The following is an 18,712-nucleotide window of genomic DNA, read 5'->3' on the forward strand; positions in this document are numbered from 1 at the left end:
CACTATCCCTTACGGCCCGAAGGCCGGCTCAGTCGGCCGTCCGCGCGGGGGCGAGCCTGTTCGCCGTGTGGACGGCGCGCAGCACGGCCGCGGCCTTGTTCCGGCACTCGGCGTCCTCGGCGACGGGGTCGGAGTCGGCGACGATGCCCGCGCCTGCCTGCACGTACGCGGTGCCGTCGCGCAGCAGGGCGGTACGGATGGCGATGGCGGTGTCGGAGTCGCCCGCGAAGTCGAGGTATCCCACGCAGCCGCCGTACACGCCGCGCCTGCTGGGCTCCAGCTCGTCGATGATCTGCAGGGCGCGCGGCTTGGGGGCGCCGGAGAGCGTGCCCGCGGGGAAGCAGGCGGTGAGCACGTCGAACGCGGTGCGGGTGGGCGCGACGGTGCCGGTGACCGTCGAGACGATGTGCATGACGTGCGAGTACCGCTCGACGGACATGAAGTCGACGACCTCGACACTGCCCGGTTCGCAGACCCGGCCGAGGTCGTTGCGTCCGAGGTCGACGAGCATCAGGTGCTCGGCGCGCTCCTTGGGGTCGGCGAGCAGTTCGTCGCCGAGTTCCTGGTCCTCGCGTGGCGTGGCGCCGCGCGGCCGCGTCCCGGCGATGGGGTGCAGCAGGGCGCGCCCGTCCTCGACCTTGACGAGGGCCTCGGGGGACGATCCGACGACGTCGAAGGCGACCTCGCCGTCGTCGCCGGGGAAGCGGAAGAGGTACATGTACGGGCTGGGGTTGGTGGTGCGCAGGACGCGGTAGACGTCGAGGGCGCTCGCGGTGCACGGCGTCTCGAACCGCTGCGAGGGCACGACCTGGAATGCCTCGCCCGCCCTGATGCGCTCCTTGATGTCCTCGACGGCGGCCATGAAGTCGGCGCCGCCCCAGCGCGCGGTGTACTCGGGAAGCTCGGAGGCGGGCAGCTCGGTGGGCACGGTGTCGGCCGGACGTGCCAGGTCGGCGGCCATGGCGTCGAGGCGCGCGACCGCGTCGTGGTAGGCGTCGTCGACGCCGGTGTCGAGGTCGTTGTGGTTGATCGCGTTGGCGATCAGCAGGACGGTGCCCGTCTGGTGGTCGAGTACGGCGAGGTCCGAGGTGAGCAGCATGGTCAACTCGGGCAGGCGCAGGTCGTCACGCGCGTGGTCGCCGGTCTTCTTCTCCAGGCGGCGCACGATGTCGAAGCCGAGGTGGCCGACCATGCCGCCGGTGAAGGGCGGCAGCCCGAGCCCCGCGGTCAGGTCGCGCGGCGTGTGCAGGGCTTCGAGGGTGGCGCGCAGCGCGTCGAGCGGGTCGCCGCCCGTGGGGACGCCGACGGGCGGGGTGCCGAGCCAGAGTGCCGCGCCCGCGCGCTCGGTGAGCGCGGCGGCCGAGCGGACGCCGACGAAGGAGTAGCGGGACCAGGAGCCCTGCTCGGCGGACTCCAGCAGGAAGGTGCCGGGCCGCTCGGCGGCGAGCTTGCGGTAGAGGCCGACGGGCGTGTCGCCGTCCGCGAGCAGGCGCCTGCTGACGGGGATGACGCGGCGGTCCACCGCCAGCTTGCGGAAGGTCTCGAGATCCATGGCGGCCGACCCTACTCGGCCGTGGATCCGCTTCCGGCCCCGAGCGGCAGCCCGCCGGCGTCGAAGCAGGTGCGGTCGCCCGTGTGGCAGGCGGCGCCCACCTGGTCGACCTTGACGAGCACGGTGTCGCCGTCGCAGTCGAGGGCGACCGACTTCACGTGCTGGGCGTGGCCCGAGGTGTCGCCCTTGACCCAGTACTCCTGGCGGCTGCGCGACCAGTACGTGCAGCGCCCGGTGGTCAGGGTGCGGCGCAGCGCCTCGTCGTCCATCCAGCCGAGCATGAGCACCTCGCCGGTGTCGTACTGCTGGGCGATGGCGGGGAAGAGGCCGGCGGCGTCGCGCTTGAGGCGCGCGGCGACTTCCGGGGCGAGCGAGCTGGTCATGCCGCCCATTCTGCCGCGTATCCGGGTGCGCCCGGTCCGCATGTCCACTGGGCGGACGCGGCGCGATCGCCGTACGCTTGCCGTCATGTCGACCCATGCCAAGCGTGAACGACTTCTGCTCGCCGATCTGTTGGAGGCGGCGGGCCCCGAGGCCCCGACCCTGTGCGAGGGCTGGCTCACCCGCGACCTGGCGGCCCACGTGGTGGTGCGCGAGCGTCGCCCCGACGCGGCGGGCGGCACGCTGATCCCGGCGCTGCGCACCAGGCTGGAGCGGGTGCAGTCGGAGTACCTGGGCAAGCCGTACGAGGAACTGCTGCAGCTGATCCGCACGGGCCCGCCGAAGATGTCGCCGTTCGGCCTGAAGCAGTTCGACGAGGCCGCGAACACGACGGAGTTCTACATCCACGCGGAGGACGTGCGCCGCGCCCAGCCGGACTGGACGGCGCGCGATCTTGACACGGTGTTCGCGGACTCGCTGTGGTCGCGTCTGGAGAGGACGGCGCGGCTGATGGGACGCAAGTCCCCGGTCGGCCTGGTCCTGCGCCGCCCGGACGGCCGCACGGCCGTCGCCCACAGGGGCGCGCCGGTCGTCACGGTGACGGGCGAGCCGGGCGAGCTGACACTCTTCCTTTCGGGCCGCCAGTCGTCCGCGGACGTGTCGCTGGACGGCGACAAGGAGGCGGTGGCCAAGGTGATGGATGCGAAGCTGGGCATCTGACGCCCCGCGCGCGGTCCCGGCCGACCGTGCCGGATCGGTCCGGCCGGCCGGGTCATCCGCCGCCGAGCGACGCCGGCGCAGCGCTGGGCATGCTCAGCACCGCCCGGCACGGCCGCAGAGGATCGCCACCGAGCTGACCCGGCCGAGGCGGCCGGGCCCCACGCCGTGCCGGCCAAGGCGGCACGGGCGTAGTCGCCACGAGGGCGTCAGCGAACCGGGTGGCCCGCCCCGTGCAGGGCCTCCTTGACCTGGCCGATGCGCAGGTCGCCGAAGTGGAAGACCGACGCCGCGAGGACCGCGTCCGCGCCCGCGGCGACCGCGGGGGCGAAGTCGCCGAGCGCGCCCGCGCCGCCCGACGCGATGACGGGGATCGAGACGCGTGCGCGCACGGCCGCGATCATCTCCGTGTCGTAGCCGTCCTTCGTGCCGTCCGCGTCCATCGAGTTGAGCAGGATCTCCCCCGCGCCGAGTGCGGCGGCGCGCTCCGCCCACTCGACCGCGTCGATGCCGGAGCCGCGGCGGCCGCCGTGCGTCGTCACCTCGAAGGCGCCGGACGGCGTGCGGCGCGCGTCGACGGACAGGACGAGGACCTGGCGGCCGAACCGCTCGGCGATCTCGCGGATCAGTTCGGGGCGGGCGATGGCCGCCGTGTTGACGCCGACCTTGTCCGCGCCGGCGCGCAGCAGCCGGTCCACGTCGTCCGGGGTGCGGACGCCGCCGCCGACCGTGAGTGGGATGAAGACCTGCTCGGCGGTGCGCCGCACGACGTCGTAGGTCGTCTCCCGGTCGCCCGATGAGGCGGTGATGTCGAGGAACGTCAGCTCGTCGGCGCCCTCCGCGTCGTACAGCTTCGCCATCTCGACGGGGTCGCCCGCGTCGCGCAGGTTCTGGAAGTTGACGCCCTTGACGACCCGGCCCGCGTCCACGTCGAGGCAGGGGATCACGCGTACCGCGACGCTCACCGCGCGGCTCCCGCGGGGGCGCGGTACGCCTCGACCTCGACCTCGACGACGAGGCTCGGGTCGACGAACCCGGCGACGACGATCATCGAGGAGGCGGGCCGCACCCCGTGGAACAGCTCGCGGTGCGCGCGGCCCACGTCGTCCGCGTCACGCGAGTGGGTGATGTACATGCGGGTGCGCACGACGTCGGCCGTGTCGAGGTCGAGTTCGCGCAGGGCGCTGATCGCGACGCCGAACGCCGCCTTGGTCTGCTCGTAGGGGCTGCTGTCCACGATGCGGCCGTCCACCACGGACGTGCACCCGGCGACGAGCACGAGCCCGTTGGGGAGCTGGACGGCGCGGGAGTAGCCGTAGGCGTCCTCCCAGGGGCCGTCCGTGGACAGCCTTCTCGTGCCGCCGGCCGTTTCGGAGATCTCCGTCATCGGTTCACCACCGCTAGCGCCTCCTGGAGCGTGAATGCCTTCGCGTAGAGGGCCTTCCCGACGATGGCGCCTTCGACGCCCTCCGGGACGAGTTCGCCGATCGCGCGCAGGTCGTCGAGCGAGGAGACGCCGCCCGACGCGACGACCGGCCTGTCCGTGGCGGCGCAGACGTTCTTGAGGAGATCCAGGTTGGGGCCCTTCAGCGTGCCGTCCTTGGCGATGTCGGTGACGACGTAGCGTGCGCAGCCCTCCGAGTCGAGGCGCGCCAGCGTCTCGTAGAGGTCGCCGCCGTCGCGCGTCCAGCCGCGCCCGCGCAGGGTCGTGCCGCGTACGTCGAGTCCGACGGCGACGCGGTCGCCGTGCCGTGCGATGACGTCCGCGACCCACTCGGGGTTCTCCAGCGCGGCGGTGCCGAGGTTGACGCGCGTGCAGCCGGTGGCGAGCGCGGCGGCGAGGGTGTCGTCGTCGCGGATGCCGCCTGACAGCTCGACCTTGATGTCCATGGTGGCGGTGACCTCGCCGAGCAGGGCCCGGTTGTCGCCGGTGCCGAACGCGGCGTCGAGGTCGACGAGGTGCAGCCACTCGGCGCCCGCCGCCTGCCAGGCGAGCGCGGCCTGCAGCGGGGAGCCGTACGAGGTCTCGGTGCCCGACTCGCCGTGCACGAGGCGCACGGCCTGTCCGTCGCGTACATCCACGGCGGGCAGGAGCTCCAGCGGGGAGGGGAGCGGGGCGGAGGAGGGCGGCATCAGAGGGTTCCGATCCAGTTGGTGAGCAGCTGGGCTCCGGCGTCGCCGGACTTCTCGGGGTGGAACTGGGTGGCCCACAGGGCGCCGTTCTCGACGGCGGCGACGAACGGCTCGCCGTGCGTGGCCCACGTGACCTTCGGGGGCCTGATGCGGGGGTTGGTCACTTCGAGGCGCCAGTGGCGGACGGCGTAGGAGTGGACGAAGTAGAAGCGTGCATCCGCGTCGAGCCCGGCGAACAGCTCGCTGTCGGCGGGCGCGCGTACGGTGTTCCACCCCATGTGCGGGACGACATCGGCCTTGAGCGGCTCGACCGTGCCGGGCCATTCGTCGAGGCCCTCGGCGCTGACGCCGTGCTCGATGCCGCGCTCGAAGAGGATCTGCATGCCGACGCAGATGCCGAGCACCGGGCGGCCGCCCGCGAGCCTGCGGCCGACGATCCAGTTGCCGCGTGCCGCGTTCAGCCCGGCCATGCAGGCGGAGAACGCGCCGACGCCCGGCACGAGCAGCCCGTCGGCGTTCATGGCGCGGTCGAAGTCGCGGGTGATCTCGACGTCGGCCCCGGCGCGCGCGACGGCGCGCTCGGCGGAGCGCACGTTGCCGAACCCGTAGTCGAAGACCACGACGTTCTTGGTCATGTCCACAGCCCTTGGATGCGCAGTATCCCGGCGGCCAGGCAGAACGCGGAGGAGATTGCGAGCAGCACGATCACGCCGAGGGGCAGCTTCTGCTTCGCGAAGGAGTAGACGCCGCCGGCGAGGAAGAGCCCCACGACGATCAGGAGGGTGTTGAGGCCGGTCATCTCAGAGGGCGCCCTTCGTGGAGGGGAGGATCCCCACCGCGCGCGGATCGCGCTCGGACGCGTACCGCAGCGCTCTGGCGAGCGCCTTGAACTGGCACTCCACGATGTGGTGCGCGTTGCGCCCGTAGGGCACGTGGACGTGCAGCGCGACGCGTGCCTGTGCGACGAACGACTCCAGGACGTGGCGCGTCATGGTGGTGTCGTACGAGCCGATCATCGGCGCCATGTTCTCGGGCTCGGTGTGCACGAGGTAGGGGCGTCCCGACAGGTCCACCGTCACCTGCGCGAGCGACTCGTCGAGCGGGACGGTGCAGTTGCCGAAGCGGTAGACGCCCACCTTGTCGCCGAGCGCCTGGCGGAACGCGGCGCCGAGCGCGAGCGCGGTGTCCTCGATGGTGTGGTGGGAGTCGATGTGCAGGTCGCCCTCGGTCTTGACCGTGAGGTCGAACAGGCCGTGCCTGCCGAGCTGGTCGAGCATGTGGTCGAAGAAGCCGACTCCGGTGGCCACCTCGACGCGCCCGGTGCCGTCGAGGTCGATCTCCACGACGACGGACGTCTCCTTCGTACTGCGTTCGACCCGTCCGATGCGGCTCATGCGCCCTGCTCCTTCTTGAGATCGCGTACCGCGTCGAGGAACGCGTCGTTCTCCGCGGGGGTTCCCGCCGTGACCCGCAGCCTGCCCGGCACGCCGTTGTTCCGGACGATGACGCCGCGGTCGAGGATGTGCTGCCACGCGGCCTGCGCGTCCTCGAAGAGGCCGAACTGCACGAAGTTCGCGTCGGAGTCCGTGACCTCGAATCCGAGTGCCCGCAATTCCTCGACCAGGCGGTCACGCTCGGTCTTCAGCTGCTCGACGTACCCGAGCAGGGTATCGGTGTGCTCCAGGGCCGCGAGCGCGGTGGCCTGCGTGACGGCGGAGAGGTGGTACGGCAGGCGCACGAGCTGCACGGCGTCCACCACGGCGGGGTCGGCCGCGAGGTAGCCGAGGCGCAGCCCGGCCGCGCCGAACGCCTTGGACATGGTGCGCGAGACGACGAGGTTCGGCCGGCCTTCGAGCAGCGGCAGCAGCGACGGGCGGTGGCTGAACTCCGTGTACGCCTCGTCCACCACGAACAGCGAGGGGCGGGCGCGCTGCGCCGCGTCGTACAGCGCGATGACGGTCTCCGCGTCGACGGCGGACCCCGTGGGGTTGTTGGGGGTGGTGACGAACACGACGTGCGGCCGGTGCGCGGTGATCGCGTCGACGGCCGCGTCGAGGTCGATGGTGAAGTCCTCGTGGCGCGGCCCCGAGATCCAGCCGGTGCTCGTGCCGCGCGCGATGAGGCTGTGCATCGAGTAGGACGGCTCGAAGCCGATGGCGGTGCGGCCGGGGCCGCCGAAGGCCTGGAGGAGTTGCTGGAGCACCTCGTTGGAGCCGTTCGCCGCCCAGACGTTCGCCGCGGTCAGCGGGTGGTGCCCGGTGCGCGTGAGGTAGGCGGCGAGCGCGGTGCGCAGCTCGACGGCGTCGCGGTCGGGGTAGCGGTTGAGGCCGCGTGCGGCCTCGCGCACGCGCTGCACGATGCGCTCGACGAGGGGTTCGGGCAGCGGGTAGGGGTTCTCGTTGACGTTGAGCTGGACGGGTACGTCGGGGTGCGGGGCGCCGTACGGCGACTGGCCGCGCAGCTCGTCGCGCAGCGGCAGGTCGCCCATGCGTACGGGGCCCGCGGCGGGGCCCGCTTCTCGTGCGGTCACTTCTGCGGCACCTTCCACCCGAACCTGGCCTTGAGCGCTGCGCCGTGCGCGGGCAGGTCCTCCGCCTCCGCGAGCGTCACCACATGGTGGGCGACCTCCGCGAGGGCGTCGCGCGTGTAGTCCACGACGTGGATGCCGCGCAGGAAGGACTGGACGGAGAGGCCCGACGAGTGGCAGGCGCAGCCCCCGGTCGGCAGGACGTGGTTGGAGCCTGCCGCGTAGTCGCCGAGGGAGACCGGCGCGTACGGGCCGACGAAGATCGCGCCCGCGTTGCGCACGCGCGCGGCGACGGCCGCGGCGTCGGCGGTCTGGATCTCCAGGTGCTCGGCGGCGTAGGTGTCGACCACGCGCACGCCGTCGTCGAGGGAGGCCACGAGGACGATCGCCGACTGGCGGCCCGCCAGGGCGGGCCTGATCCGCTCCTCGGCGTGCTTGCTGGCGTCGACCTGCGGCGCGAGTTCGCGCTCCACGGCGTCGGCGAGCTCGGCGGAGTCGGTGACGAGGACGGCCGCGGCCATCGGGTCGTGCTCGGCCTGGCTGATCAGGTCGGCCGCGACGTGCACCGGGTCGGCGGCGGCGTCGGCGAGCACGGCGATCTCGGTGGGGCCCGCCTCCGCGTCGATGCCGATGACACCCTTCAGCAGCCGCTTGGCGGCGGCCACGTAGATGTTGCCGGGGCCCGTGACGAGGTCGACGGAGCGGCAGCCGTCAGGACCTGGGACGCCGTAGGCGAACATGGCGACGGCCTGGGCGCCGCCTGCCGCGTACACCTCGTCCACGCCGAGCAGCGCGCAGGCGGCGAGGATGGTCGGGTGCGGCAGGCCGCCGAACGCGGCCTGCGCGGGCGAGGCCACGGCGATGCCGTCGACGCCGGCCTCCTGCGCCGGGACGACGTTCATCACGACGGACGACGGGTACACCGAGAGGCCGCCGGGCACGTAGAGGCCGACGCGCCCGACGGGCACCCACTTCTCGGTGACGGTGCCGCCGGGTACGACCTGGGTGGTGGTGTCGGTGCGCCGCTGGTCGCGGTGGACGAGCCTGGCGCGGCGGATCGACTCCTCGAGGGCTGCGCGCACCGCCGGGTCGAGTTCGTCGAGCGCGCGGTGCAGCGCCTCGGCGGGCACCCGCAGGGACGCGGGCCTGCCGTCGCCGAACTTCTCGCCCCACGAAAGGACCGCCTCGGCACCGCGATGGCGTACGTCCTCGCAGATGGGCCGCACCTTCTCCAGGGCGGCTTCCACGTCGAACTCGGCTCGGGGCAGCAGGGCACGCAGGGCTCCGCCCTCGGGGAGGGTGTCACCGCGCAGGTCGATTCGTGAGATCACGGGTCCAATTCTCGCAGACCGGAACGGGCGGCCGGTCGCCCGTATCAATGGGTGATATGGGACGCGCGCGCGGTGAAGGACCGGGCCGGCGGCCGCCTTCGCGGCGGGTGCCGGCGACGCACAGTGAGCGCCGGTCACGCTTTCTTTGCCGCCTCTTGACGCGGGCCCGTACAACCCTCGTACAACTCCCCGTCCCGGTGCGAAAACTTCACAGTCACCCCCTGGCGCGTCCGCGACCTGCGGTTTTGAATGGTCTGCACCATGTCTCTGCTTCGCGCTCTGATCAGCACCGCGCGTATGGTCAGGCACATTCCGCGGCTCGCGGCCGGGCTGCCGCCCGACGACGACGTCCTCCTCGACGCCCCGGACGAGCGGCTCGCGCCCGCGCTCGTCTCGGCGGCACTCGGCGAGTACGAGGACGCCGCCAAGCTCCTCGCGACCACCCGCGAGGGCGCCGAGTGGGAGAGCCGCGACCGCTACGTGATGAGGCTCGCCGCCTTCGCGCACCGCCGGGACGGCTGGCTCACCGACTGGCTGCGCGCCGCGCCGCGCGATCCCGACGCGCTCGTCGTGAAGGCCGAACTCGCCGTGCGCAGAGGGTGGGAGTCGCCCGCGCGCTCCGAGCGGCTGCGGGACGCGGGGCCGCTGGTCGACGCCGCCGCCGAAGGCGACCCGCGCGACCCGGTGCCGTGGCGGATCGCGCTGGACCACGCGCGCGGCACGCACGCCACGCACAAGGCCTTCGAGACCCTGTGGGCACAGGCGGTGCGGCGCAGCCCGCACCACTACGGCTGCCATGTCGCCGCGCTGCTCTACCTGTCGGCGCAGTGGTACGGCTCGCACCGCGAGTGCCTGGACTTCGCCGAGGACGCCGCCCGCGACGCGCTGCCCGGGTCCCTCGTCAGGACGCTGCCCGTGCGCGCCGCCTTCCAGCAGCTGCTCGACCGGGCGCCGTCGCCGGTCCAGGGGGAAGCGGCCGACCGGGCCGCGGACCTCGCGATCGGGGTGTCGGCGCGGTACGCGGCGGGCGACCCGTGGCCCGCCGAGGTGCGCAACCTCCTCGCGTACGTCCTCGTGCGGCGGGGCAGGTGGGCGGACGCGCTGGAGCAGTTCAGGCTGATCGGGCCGTGCGCGACCTCGTTCCCGTGGTCGCGCGTCAGCGGCGATCCGCTGCGCGAGTTCCTGGAGACGAGGGACGAAGTCCGCTTCCAGGTGGCCTCTGGCACGCCTTTGTACCGCAGACCTGGCCGGTGCGGGGCCCGGGACCATTAGGCTTGACGGTCGTGACCACGGCAAGCCTCCCCCTGTTCCCACTGAACGCGGTGCTCTTCCCCGGCCTCGTGCTGCCGCTCAACGTGTTCGAGGAGCGTTACCGCGCGATGATGCGGGAGCTGCTCAAGAACGACGACCCCGACGCACGGCGCTTCGTCGTCGTGGCGATCCGCGACGGGCACGAGGTCGCGGTGACCGCGCCCGGCATGCCCGACCCGACGTCCGTGCCGGAGCGCGGACCCTCCGCGGGGTTCGGCGAAGCCCCGCTCGACTCCTTCCACCAGGTGGGCTGCGTCGCGGACGCGGCGACGATCAGGGAGCGCCCCGACGGGAGCTTCGAGGTGGTCGCGACGGGCACGACGCGCGTGAAGCTGCTGTCCGTCGACGCCTCGGGGCCGTACCTCACGGCAAGCGTCGAGGAGCTGCCCGAGGAGGGCGGGGAGGGCGCGGAGGCGCTCGCCGAGGGCGTGCTGCGGGCGTTTCGCACCTACCAGCAGCGGCTGGCCGGCGCGAGCGAGCGGTCGCTGCCCGACAACGAGGACCTGCCGGGCGAGCCGCCCGTCGTGTCGTACCTCGTCGCCGCGGCGGCGATGCTCGACGTGCCGGCCAAGCAGCAGCTCCTTGAGGCGACGGACACCGCGTCACGGCTGCGGCAGGAACTCAAGCTGCTGCGTGCGGAGACGGCCGTGATCAGGAAGCTGCCGTCGCTGCCCGCGACGGACCTGACGACGGCCCCGACGAACCTGAACTGACGGAGACCGGCGGACCGGCTGATGGCGAAGAAGCAGCGGAAGACAGCGGGCGGCACGCCCGCGACGACGGCGCTCACGGCGGCGGGTGCGCCGTACACCCTGCACGCGTACGAGCACGACCCGGCGGCCCCGAGCTACGGCGAGGAGGCGGCGCAGGCGCTCGGCGTGGAGCCGGGGCGGGTCTTCAAGACGCTGGTGGCGGAGGTGGACGGGCAGCTCACGGTCGCGGTGGTGCCGGTGACGGGGCAGCTCGACCTGAAGGCGCTGGCGTCGGCGTTGGGCGGCAAGCGCGCGGTGATGGCCGACCCGGCGGCGGCGGAGCGCACGACGGGCTACGTCAGGGGCGGCATCTCCCCGCTGGGCCAGCGCCGCGCCCTGCGCACGGTGCTGGACGCCTCGTCGTCACCGCACGCCACGATCTACGTCTCGGCGGGCCGCAGGGGCCTGGAGGTCGAGCTGGCGCCCGGGGTCCTGACGAAGCTCACCTCGGCGACGGTGGCCCCGCTCGCCCGGCCGTAGGCCGGGGTCCCGGGGCCGGTCGCCCCGGCGCCCACCTGCGCGGGCCCTGCGGACGGCGGCCCGGCCCCGCCCGGTCACCGGGCGCGGGACCAGAACACCGATCACGGAGGCGGCGCACCCCCTGGGCGCAGGCCACGGCGGGCCGGCCGCGGGACGCGGAGCCCCCGCACAGGGCCAGCGGCACGCGCGCGAAGCCGGCGGGCACCGACGCCTACGCCCGAGACGCCCGGTCACCGGGCGCGGGACCAGAACACCGATCACGGAGGCGGCGCACCCCCTGGGCGCAGGCCACGGCGGGCCGGCCGCGGGACGCGGAGACCCTGCACAGGGCCAGCGGCACGCGCGCGAAGCCGGCGGGCACCGACGCCTACGCCTGAGACGCCCGGTCACCGGGCGTGGGGGCGGTGTGCCCGCTGGGCGCGGGACGCGGGGCCACCGGCACGGCGTGCGAGGGCGGCAGACGGTGGCGCCCCCGTGTGAGAGGCGCAGCCGTCGGTCGGAGGGCCGGAACGCTGGTCCCTCGGCGCGGCGCGGGCGCGCGGCCGATGCCCGGAGTCGGCCCGGGGGCGGCTGCCCCGGTCAGTCCTGGGTGTCCCAGTGCGTGGGGGGTTCCGGGTCCTTCGGGGTGAAGATCGCCGTCAGCGCGAGGTGGACCACCATCGCCGCCAACGGCCAGGCCAGCAACGCGCCCTTCATGTGCAGTTCCATCGGCGCGTCGAACGTGGCGCCCTTGCCGACCTGCTTCGCGTGCGCCACGACGTCACTCGTCGGGCCGAGGACGGCGCCGAACTTCCACGCGATCAACGAGGCCGCGACCCCGCCGAGCGCCAGGCCGAACACCAGCGGCACGCCGCCCCGCCTTCGCCACACGAAGACGGCCACCGCGCTGACCACACCGAACGCCAGCGCCAGCAGCACGAACGTTCCGTCCCCGCCGATCGCCTCCTCGCCCTCGACGTCCTTGAGCAGCACGGCCGAGCTGTCCGACGTCAGGGGCACGCGCGGCGCGATCCACACCCACAGCGCGCCGAGCAGCAATCCGAACGCGGCCGTCGCGACGAGGGCGAGTCCCGCCTGCGCCAGCTCCGCACGCATGCCGGGGCCCTGCTGCGCGGGGGGCTGCTCCGGCCAGGCCTGCCCGTCCTGCGCTGAGCCCCCCGGCGGCTGCCAGGGATCAGGCGACGAGTGGTGGGGCGGTGTCAACGGTGCGTTCACCGTGCCATCCTGCCAAACATGCCTGTGCGCCGCGCCACCAGGGCGCGCGCCCCGGCGGCCGGGGGCGCGTCGTACGCGTACCGCCGGTCCTCAGCGGACAGCGGCCCGCCGGTACGCCCAGGTCGCCACCGCGAGGGACACCACGCCCACGCCCGCGCAGACCGCGAGGTCGAGCCCGACCGCCGCCCAGTCGGGCCGTGCGTCGAACGTGCGGGCGAGCGCCTCCACGCCGTACGTGGAGGGCAGCAGGTCGCGGGCCCAGCGGATCAGCTCGGGCAGCCGGCCGGCGGGCAGCACGCCGAGCAGCAGCGCGGCTGACATGCCGAGCTGGCCGAGCAGCGTGGCGATCTCCTGGCGCGGCGCCAGCAGGCCGCACGCGGCGCCGAGCCCGGCCAGCGCGGCGCCCGCCAGCGGGATCACCGCGACGAGCACCCACAGATGGCTCAGCGGCAGCTGGAAGAGCGCGCTGCCGACGACCGCCGTCACCGCCGTGCCGGGCACCGTGAAGGACGCATAGGCGCCGGCGGCGCCCAGCACGACCGCCGCGGGCGGCACCGGGAGCGTCGCGTAGTGGTCGAGGCCACCGCTCGCGCGCAGGTGGCCGAAGTACTGGGCGAGCAGGTTGAGCGCGACGAACGCCACGACGAGCACGCTCGACCCGGAGACCACGGCGCGCGCGCCGTCCCCGCCGTCCACGACGCCCCGCATGAGGATCATGATCCCGACGGACTGGAATGTCGCCACGAACAGCAGCGGGATCCTGGCCACCCTGGCGCGGGACAGCTGCGCACGGTAGACGGCCGCGAGCGCCGGCAGCAGCCCGGCGCGCGGCGCGAGCTCAGCGGGCTCGGCCACGCCGGGCACGCCGGGCACGCCGGGCACATCGGGCACGCGGGATTCGCCGGGCGCGCCGCGCCCGCCCGGGTGGGCGGTGTCCGCGACAACGGGCTCCGTGTCCGCACTCGTCACGCCGCGTCACCTCTCATGCCTTCACCAGCCCCTTCGTCTGCCCGCCGAGGGCCAGGTACACGTCCTCCAGGCTCGGCGTGGCCAGTGTGAAGTCGTCCAGCGCGGCGAACGCGGCGCCGCCGGTGACCGCGCCGACCGCCGCGCGCGCCTCGTCGGGGGCCAGCCGCAGCACCCATCGGCGCCCGGACTCCTGCGCGAATCCGTGCAGCGCGGCCACCTCGGGCACGTCGAGCGGTGCGCGCTCGCGCCACACGAGCTCGACCCGTACCTCGCCGGCGACCCGCTGCTTGAGCCCGGCCGGCGTGTCGCACGCTATGACGCGCCCGCGCTCCAGCACGGCGACCCGGTCGAGCACGGTCTCCGCCTCGATGACGTTGTGCGTGACGAGCAGCACGGTCGCTCCGTGCTCGGCCCTGCGCCGGTCGACGGCCGCCCACACGGCGCGCCGCGCGACGGGGTCCATGCCGGTGGTGGGCTCGTCCAGCACGAGCAGCGGCCGCTCCCCCACCAGCGCCGCGGCGAAGCAGGCCAGGCGCCGCTGGCCGCCGGAGAGCTTCTTCAGGGGCCGTCCGGCGAGCTCGGTGAGGCCGAGTTCCGCGATGACCGCGTCACGTTCGGCGCGGGCCTCGCGCAGCGGGAGGCCGCGCAGCCTGCCGGTGGTCTCGGCGGCGAGCGCGACGGTCAGCTCGTCCAGCGCGCTGGACTCCTGCCCGAGGTAGCCGATCAGGCGCGAGGCGCGCTCCGGGTGGCGCACGAGGTCGTGCCCGAGCACGTCGACGGTGCCGCCGTCGGGCCGCATCAGCCCGGTGAGCTGCCGTACGAGGGTGGACTTGCCCGCGCCGTTCGGGCCGAGCAGCCCGAAGATCTCGCCGCGCCGCACATCGAGACTGATCCCGTCGGTGGCGCGCACCTCCGGCGTTCCGGGGGCGCCGCGTCTGCCGCGCGCGGCGGGGTACGTCTTCACCAGATCGCGTACCACGCACACCGTACTCACGAGGTACGAGGTTACGTGGTCGCCCTGTCAGCCCCGCGCGGGGGCCGCGGGGGCGCCGGCCCGGCTTCAGCCCTCTTCCGGGGGGCTGCCCGCGGCCGCGGTCACGTCGATCTCGCGCCAGAAGCCCGCCCGGATCGCGTACCGGTCGTGCTCGTCGATCTGGTCGTCCTTGTGGGCGAGCAGACCGAAGCGCGCCGCGTAGCGCAGCAGTTCGCCGTCGATGCGGTGCGGGATGCGCGGGTAGAGCGTGGAGAGGGTGGCCACGTGCCCCTCCTCGGGCAGCCGTTCCATCCAGCGACGGGCGAAGACCTGCCCGACCTCGAAGGGGTCTCCCCCGACGGTGGTGATGTCCTCCTCGCGGTCGGCCCAGCGCTGCTCGGCGCTGGTGAGCTGGGCGAGCGTCGGCAGCGACGCCGTCTCGGGCGGCTCACCGGCGCCGGGCCCCGACCGTACGAGCCAGCCCTTGTCGGACGACCAGCGCAGCGTCGCCCCGACCTGCTGCGGCTGCGGCGGCTGGCCGAGCGGCGGGCGCAGCCCCGCGAGGTCCTTGGGCGTGGGCACCCCGGCCTTCCCGGCGGTCGAGGACGCTTCCTGCTCGGGCGCCTCACGCTCCCCGGGGGCCGCTACGCCGTTCCGCGCCGCCGACGGGTCGTGGGGGTGCGGGTGCCCGCGCTCCGCGGGCGCCGACTCCGGCAGCGGCGCGGCGAGGATCGCGGCGATGTCGGGCCGGGTCGCGGCGGACGGCTGGCAGATGCCGAGGTCCTTGGCGCGGATGGCGCGGGTGATCCAGGCCCGGTCGAGCACGCGGCGCTCGTCGGCCTCCGCGACCAGGTCCTCGGACTGGTTGTAGTCGCCGTCGGCCGCCTGCACGGCCCACAGGTGGACGGCGACGCCGTGCTCCTTCGCGGACATGAGGCCCGGCAGCAGGTCGCCGTCGCCGGTGACGAGCACGATGTCGGAGCACGCCCTGTTCCTCGCGAGCTCGGTGAGCTCGGCGTGCATCGCCGCGTCCACGCCCTTCTGGGCCCACCGGCCGTCGCTGCGGGTCAGCGCGCCCAGCCTGACCGTCACCCTGGGCATCACCCGGAGCCTGCGGTGCTCGGGCTGGGGTACGCGGTCGGGTGCGCCGTCGAACCAGTAGATGCGCAGCAGCGGGCGTTCCGTCTCCTGCTCGGCGCGTTCGCGCAGGCCCCTGATGAGGGCGGTGTGGTCGACGGTGATGCGGGAGCGCGAGGGTTCTCCGGCGAGGAGGCTCGCGGCGGCGCCCAGCAGGTAGCCGGCGTCCACCAGGACGACGCAGCGGTCCACGCGTTCCACCTTCTTTCGGAACCTCGGGATCGGGGGGTTGGATCGGGTTCGCTTCGAGTCTGCCCGACCGGGCGGGCCTTAACGTCCCGAACTGGATCTTCGGCGTGGCGGATCGCCGTTCACCTGCCGCGACGAGCCATCACTACGCACGGCGATGATCCAAAATGCGGTGTTTTTCCCGTCATGTGAGTCTGGCAACGGCCCTGGCCCCGAAACCCCTTCAGGAGGCATCACCATGGCCAAGAACCGCAACCGTGACCGGAGTAAGCCGGGGACCGGCGAGCGTGGCGCGCAGCCGGCCGACTCGCCCGCGGCGGAGAAGACGACGGAGCCCGAGGACCGGGCGCTCGCCGTCCAGGACCCCCCGGTGCACAGCAAGCGGCAGAAGCGCTTCGGCCACAACTGACGGGCCGGGCAGGCACGTCGCACGGGGGACGAACGCAGCGTGAGGGGCGCGCCCGGCTCGACGGGCGCGCCCCTCACGGGCGTACGGGCGCGGAGGCGGCCGGCCCGCCGGGCGGAACGGGCCGGGCAGCACGTCGAGGTCTCGGAAGAGCGCCGGATCGGGCCGCTCCCCGCCCACCGGTTGCCGCGGAGATCGGGGAACGAGCCTTGCCTCGCTTCGCCTTGCGGCTGCGGATGACCGGGTCCACCACACTCCGGCCGACGTTGCGCACGGCCGGAGAGCGGAGAGTGCGCGCGGGAGCCGCAGGCAGGGCGGAACGCGCCGGGAGCGGCACTGGATCATGCCGGCATCCACGTCGGCACGCGGGCACGTCGCGCGGGTTCTGCCCGGCGCGGCCGGGCACTCGCGGCGGCCCCCGCACGTTGCCGCTGCGGACGAGTCCCCGCCGGCCGCCGGCGGGGGCGCCACCGTGACCAGGCACCCGCCAACAGGAGGCACCAGACGATGTCGGCTCCCCGACCCGTGACACCAGCGGACGAGCAGCGCGGCGAGGAGATACTCGGCGTGTTCGAGACCGCGTTCGGCGAGCTGCTCGCGGCCGACCCCGCCGCGTTCCGGGTGAAGTTCCGCAAGATGGCCGCCTCCGCCTTCGCGTTCTACCGCGGCACGGCCTGCCTCTTCTACCACGACCTGGAGAAGGACGGCGGTGAGCGCGCCTTCCTGGACGAGCGGACCGGCCGCGTGTGGATCCACGGCGACCTGCACGCCGAGAACTTCGGCACGTACATGGACGCCGGCGGCCGCCTCGTCTTCAACGTGAACGACTTCGACGAGGCGTACGTGGGCCCGTTCACCTGGGACCTCAAGCGGCTCGCCGCGTCCCTCGCCCTGGTCGGCTACACGAAGGCGCTCAGCGACGCGCAGATCACCGGCCTGGTCGAGACGTTCGCCGCCGCCTACAGGGAGCGCATCCACGCCCTCGCGACGGGCGCCAAGAACGACGAGGTCCCGCCGTTCACGCTGGACACCGCGCGCGGCCCGCTGCTGAAGGCGCTGCGCTCGGCGCGCTCGCGCACCCGGTTCTCGCTGCTCGACTCGATGACGGAGATCCGCGACTGGGAGCGCAGGTTCTCCGCGGGCGACGGCTCCGTCGAGCTGGACGCGGCGACCCGGTACAAGATCCTCGCCGCGTTCGACGGCTACCTGGAGACGCTGCCGGAGGCGAGCCTCGCGCGCCCGGACTCGTACCGCGTCAAGGATGTCGTGGGCCGCCGCGGCATCGGCATCGGCTCCGCGGGCCTGCCGTCGTACAACATCCTCCTGGAGGGCAACAGCGACGCCCTGGAGAACGACGTCGTCATCTACCTGAAGCAGGCGCAGGTGCCCGCGGTCTCGCGCCATGTCGCGGACAGCGCGGCGCGCGGCTACTTCCAGCACGAGGGTCACCGCACGGTGATCTCGCAGCGGGCGCTGCAGGCGCACGCGGACCCGTGGCTCGGCTGGACCGAGCTGGACGGCGCGGGGCAGCTGGTCGCCGAGGTCTCGCCGTACGCGGTCGACCTCGACTGGTCGGACATCGACGACCCCGCCGAGATCACGGGCGTCGTCGCGGACCTCGGCAGGGCCACGGCGACGATGCACGCGGCGGCGGACGACGAGAGCGGCCACACGCTGGTGCCGTTCTCCACGGAACGGGCCATCGACGCGGCGATCGCGGCCGACGAGGACGGGTTCGCGCCGCTCCTGACCGGCTTCGCCCACGCCTACGGGGCGCGCGCGAGGGCCGACCACCAGATCTTCGTCGACCTGTTCCGCAACGGCCGGCTCGACCGGGCCTGAGAGCCGGGGTGTAACCGTTGCGGCTTCTTTAGATCCCCCTCACAGCGTCCCATGGCACACTCGGATCCGATGGACATATCCGGGACGCGGCTGCGAGTGGCGCGGGCGGCAGTCTTCACGGCACTGGTCGTGACGCTGTCCGCCGGCTCCCACGTGCTGCTGTCCCGCTCCCCGCTGCCGCTGTCCGTACTGGCGGTGCTGAGCGTGGCGGTCTTCGCCGCCGCCTACGCCGCGGCGGGCCGCGAGCGCGGCTTCTGGTCGATCGCGGCGCTGCTCGTGCCGCTCGAACTGGCGGCGGACACCGTGTTCACCGCGGGCCAGCAGGTCTGCTACGGGCCGTCCGGCGGGCCCGTCACCGGGTCGCTGCGGTCCGTGGGCTTCGACGTCCTGTGCGGCCACCCGATGGGCACGCACCTGCCGGGCGTCGGCACCATGAGCGCGCCGCAGGGGGCCGCCGCGGCGTTCCTCACCTCGTCGGACCACCCGTGGCTGCCGTGGGCGCTGCTCGCCGTCCACGTGTCGGTCGGGCTGCTGGCCGCGGCCTGGCTGCGCCGCGGCGAGGCGGCCGTCGCCGGGCTCGTCGGCACGGTCGCCGCGTCCACCTTCCGGCCGCTGCTCGTCGCGGTCAGGGCGCTGACGCGCGGCGCGCGGGGCGCGCAGGGTTCGCCCCGCAGGGCGCCGCGCCCGGCACTCGCCGACGTACCGCCGCCGGCCACCCGGTTCCTCGTGCACTCCGTGGGGCGGCGGGGGCCGCCCGTCCGCGCGCTCGGCACCGTCTGAGCGCGTCTTCGGCACGT

21 protein-coding genes are annotated in these 18,712 nt (G+C 73.9%); 7 read left to right on the forward strand and 14 right to left on the reverse strand.

What is annotated here, in order from left to right; genetic code table 11:
- Nucleotides 1-28: 28 nt before the first annotated feature.
- Complete coding sequence (locus tag IH48_RS0125660) at nt 29-1,552, reverse strand: anthranilate synthase component I (protein WP_030909273.1); 1,524 nt, start codon at nt 1,550-1,552, stop codon at nt 29-31.
- An 11-nt stretch (nt 1,553-1,563) separates the two neighbouring features.
- A complete protein-coding gene (hisI, locus tag IH48_RS0125665) occupies nt 1,564-1,944 on the reverse strand; it encodes a phosphoribosyl-AMP cyclohydrolase (protein WP_030909276.1) in 381 nt (126 codons plus the stop codon).
- A 76-nt stretch (nt 1,945-2,020) separates the two neighbouring features.
- Between hisI and IH48_RS0125670 the strand changes: the two genes are divergently transcribed.
- Nucleotides 2,021-2,653, forward strand: a complete 633-nt coding sequence (locus IH48_RS0125670) for a TIGR03085 family metal-binding protein (protein WP_030909279.1) — start codon at nt 2,021-2,023, stop codon at nt 2,651-2,653.
- Nucleotides 2,654-2,859: 206 nt separating this feature from the next.
- Here IH48_RS0125670 and hisF read toward each other — a convergent pair whose 3' ends face one another.
- Genes hisF through hisD form a run of 8 tightly spaced genes read right to left on the reverse strand, consistent with a single transcriptional unit; the run spans nt 2,860 to nt 8,641 of the window.
- Nucleotides 2,860-3,615, reverse strand: a complete 756-nt coding sequence (gene hisF / locus IH48_RS0125675) for an imidazole glycerol phosphate synthase subunit HisF (protein WP_030909282.1) — start codon at nt 3,613-3,615, stop codon at nt 2,860-2,862.
- A complete protein-coding gene (locus tag IH48_RS0125680) occupies nt 3,612-4,037 on the reverse strand; it encodes a Rid family hydrolase (protein ID WP_030909285.1) in 426 nt (141 codons plus the stop codon). The genes hisF and IH48_RS0125680 overlap by 4 nt, the downstream gene beginning before the upstream one ends.
- On the reverse strand, nt 4,034-4,783 hold the full coding sequence (gene priA / locus IH48_RS0125685) for a bifunctional 1-(5-phosphoribosyl)-5-((5-phosphoribosylamino)methylideneamino)imidazole-4-carboxamide isomerase/phosphoribosylanthranilate isomerase PriA (RefSeq protein ID WP_030909289.1): 750 nt from the start codon (nt 4,781-4,783) through the stop codon (nt 4,034-4,036). The genes IH48_RS0125680 and priA overlap by 4 nt, the downstream gene beginning before the upstream one ends.
- Nucleotides 4,783-5,418, reverse strand: coding sequence for an imidazole glycerol phosphate synthase subunit HisH (gene hisH, locus IH48_RS0125690; RefSeq protein ID WP_030909292.1), 636 nt, complete (start codon nt 5,416-5,418; stop codon nt 4,783-4,785). The genes priA and hisH overlap by 1 nt, the downstream gene beginning before the upstream one ends.
- Entirely contained in the window at nt 5,415-5,582 is a 168-nt protein-coding gene (locus IH48_RS36680) for a hypothetical protein (RefSeq protein ID WP_030909295.1), read from the reverse strand. Before IH48_RS36680 ends, hisH begins: the two co-directional genes overlap by 4 nt.
- Before the next feature lies 1 nt (nt 5,583).
- A complete protein-coding gene (gene hisB, locus IH48_RS0125700) occupies nt 5,584-6,177 on the reverse strand; it encodes an imidazoleglycerol-phosphate dehydratase HisB (RefSeq protein ID WP_030909298.1) in 594 nt (197 codons plus the stop codon).
- A complete protein-coding gene (locus IH48_RS0125705) occupies nt 6,174-7,271 on the reverse strand; it encodes a histidinol-phosphate transaminase (protein ID WP_030909301.1) in 1,098 nt (365 codons plus the stop codon). The genes hisB and IH48_RS0125705 overlap by 4 nt, the downstream gene beginning before the upstream one ends.
- Nucleotides 7,272-7,309: 38 nt before the next feature.
- Nucleotides 7,310-8,641 (reverse strand): histidinol dehydrogenase, encoded by a 1,332-nt coding sequence (gene hisD / locus IH48_RS0125710; protein ID WP_030909304.1) that lies wholly within the window; start codon nt 8,639-8,641, stop codon nt 7,310-7,312.
- A gap of 249 nt (nt 8,642-8,890) precedes the next feature.
- On the opposite strand from hisD, the gene IH48_RS0125715 reads away from it, so the two are divergent.
- Genes IH48_RS0125715 through ybaK form a run of 3 tightly spaced genes read left to right on the forward strand, consistent with a single transcriptional unit; the run spans nt 8,891 to nt 11,184 of the window.
- Entirely contained in the window at nt 8,891-9,913 is a 1,023-nt protein-coding gene (locus IH48_RS0125715) for a hypothetical protein (RefSeq protein WP_030909306.1), read from the forward strand.
- Between the two features lie 11 nt (nt 9,914-9,924).
- Nucleotides 9,925-10,665, forward strand: a complete 741-nt coding sequence (locus IH48_RS0125720) for an LON peptidase substrate-binding domain-containing protein (protein ID WP_030909309.1) — start codon at nt 9,925-9,927, stop codon at nt 10,663-10,665.
- 21 nt (nt 10,666-10,686) lie between these two features.
- Nucleotides 10,687-11,184, forward strand: a complete 498-nt coding sequence (gene ybaK, locus IH48_RS0125725) for a Cys-tRNA(Pro) deacylase (protein ID WP_030909311.1) — start codon at nt 10,687-10,689, stop codon at nt 11,182-11,184.
- A 579-nt stretch (nt 11,185-11,763) separates the two neighbouring features.
- On the opposite strand, the gene IH48_RS0125730 is transcribed toward ybaK, so the two are convergent.
- The 4 genes from IH48_RS0125730 to IH48_RS0125745 all read right to left on the reverse strand — a co-directional run bounded on the left by IH48_RS0125730 (nt 11,764) and on the right by IH48_RS0125745 (nt 15,670).
- Complete coding sequence (locus IH48_RS0125730; protein ID WP_037843250.1) at nt 11,764-12,399, reverse strand: DUF2567 domain-containing protein; 636 nt, start codon at nt 12,397-12,399, stop codon at nt 11,764-11,766.
- A gap of 90 nt (nt 12,400-12,489) precedes the next feature.
- Nucleotides 12,490-13,290, reverse strand: a complete 801-nt coding sequence (locus IH48_RS0125735; RefSeq protein ID WP_107059383.1) for an ABC transporter permease — start codon at nt 13,288-13,290, stop codon at nt 12,490-12,492.
- Nucleotides 13,291-13,381: 91 nt separating this feature from the next.
- On the reverse strand, nt 13,382-14,353 hold the full coding sequence (locus tag IH48_RS0125740) for an ABC transporter ATP-binding protein (RefSeq protein WP_030909319.1): 972 nt from the start codon (nt 14,351-14,353) through the stop codon (nt 13,382-13,384).
- Nucleotides 14,354-14,428: 75 nt separating this feature from the next.
- Nucleotides 14,429-15,670 carry an NYN domain-containing protein gene (locus tag IH48_RS0125745; RefSeq protein WP_030909321.1) on the reverse strand — a complete coding sequence of 414 codons (1,242 nt, stop codon included), beginning with the start codon at nt 15,668-15,670 and terminating at the stop codon, nt 14,429-14,431.
- 235 nt (nt 15,671-15,905) lie between these two features.
- On the opposite strand from IH48_RS0125745, the gene IH48_RS36365 reads away from it, so the two are divergent.
- The 3 genes from IH48_RS36365 (at nt 15,906) to IH48_RS0125760 (ending at nt 18,695) form a co-directional block, all read left to right on the forward strand.
- A complete protein-coding gene (locus tag IH48_RS36365) occupies nt 15,906-16,076 on the forward strand; it encodes a hypothetical protein (RefSeq protein ID WP_158710352.1) in 171 nt (56 codons plus the stop codon).
- Nucleotides 16,077-16,580: 504 nt separating this feature from the next.
- Nucleotides 16,581-17,915, forward strand: coding sequence for a DUF2252 domain-containing protein (locus tag IH48_RS0125755; protein ID WP_030909324.1), 1,335 nt, complete (start codon nt 16,581-16,583; stop codon nt 17,913-17,915).
- 69 nt (nt 17,916-17,984) lie between these two features.
- On the forward strand, nt 17,985-18,695 hold the full coding sequence (locus IH48_RS0125760; protein ID WP_030909327.1) for a hypothetical protein: 711 nt from the start codon (nt 17,985-17,987) through the stop codon (nt 18,693-18,695).
- The last annotated feature ends 17 nt before the right edge of the window (nt 18,696-18,712 follow it).

It is taken from the genome of Streptomyces sp. NRRL F-5126, from assembly GCF_000721265.1.
GTDB lineage: Bacteria > Actinomycetota > Actinomycetes > Streptomycetales > Streptomycetaceae > Streptomyces.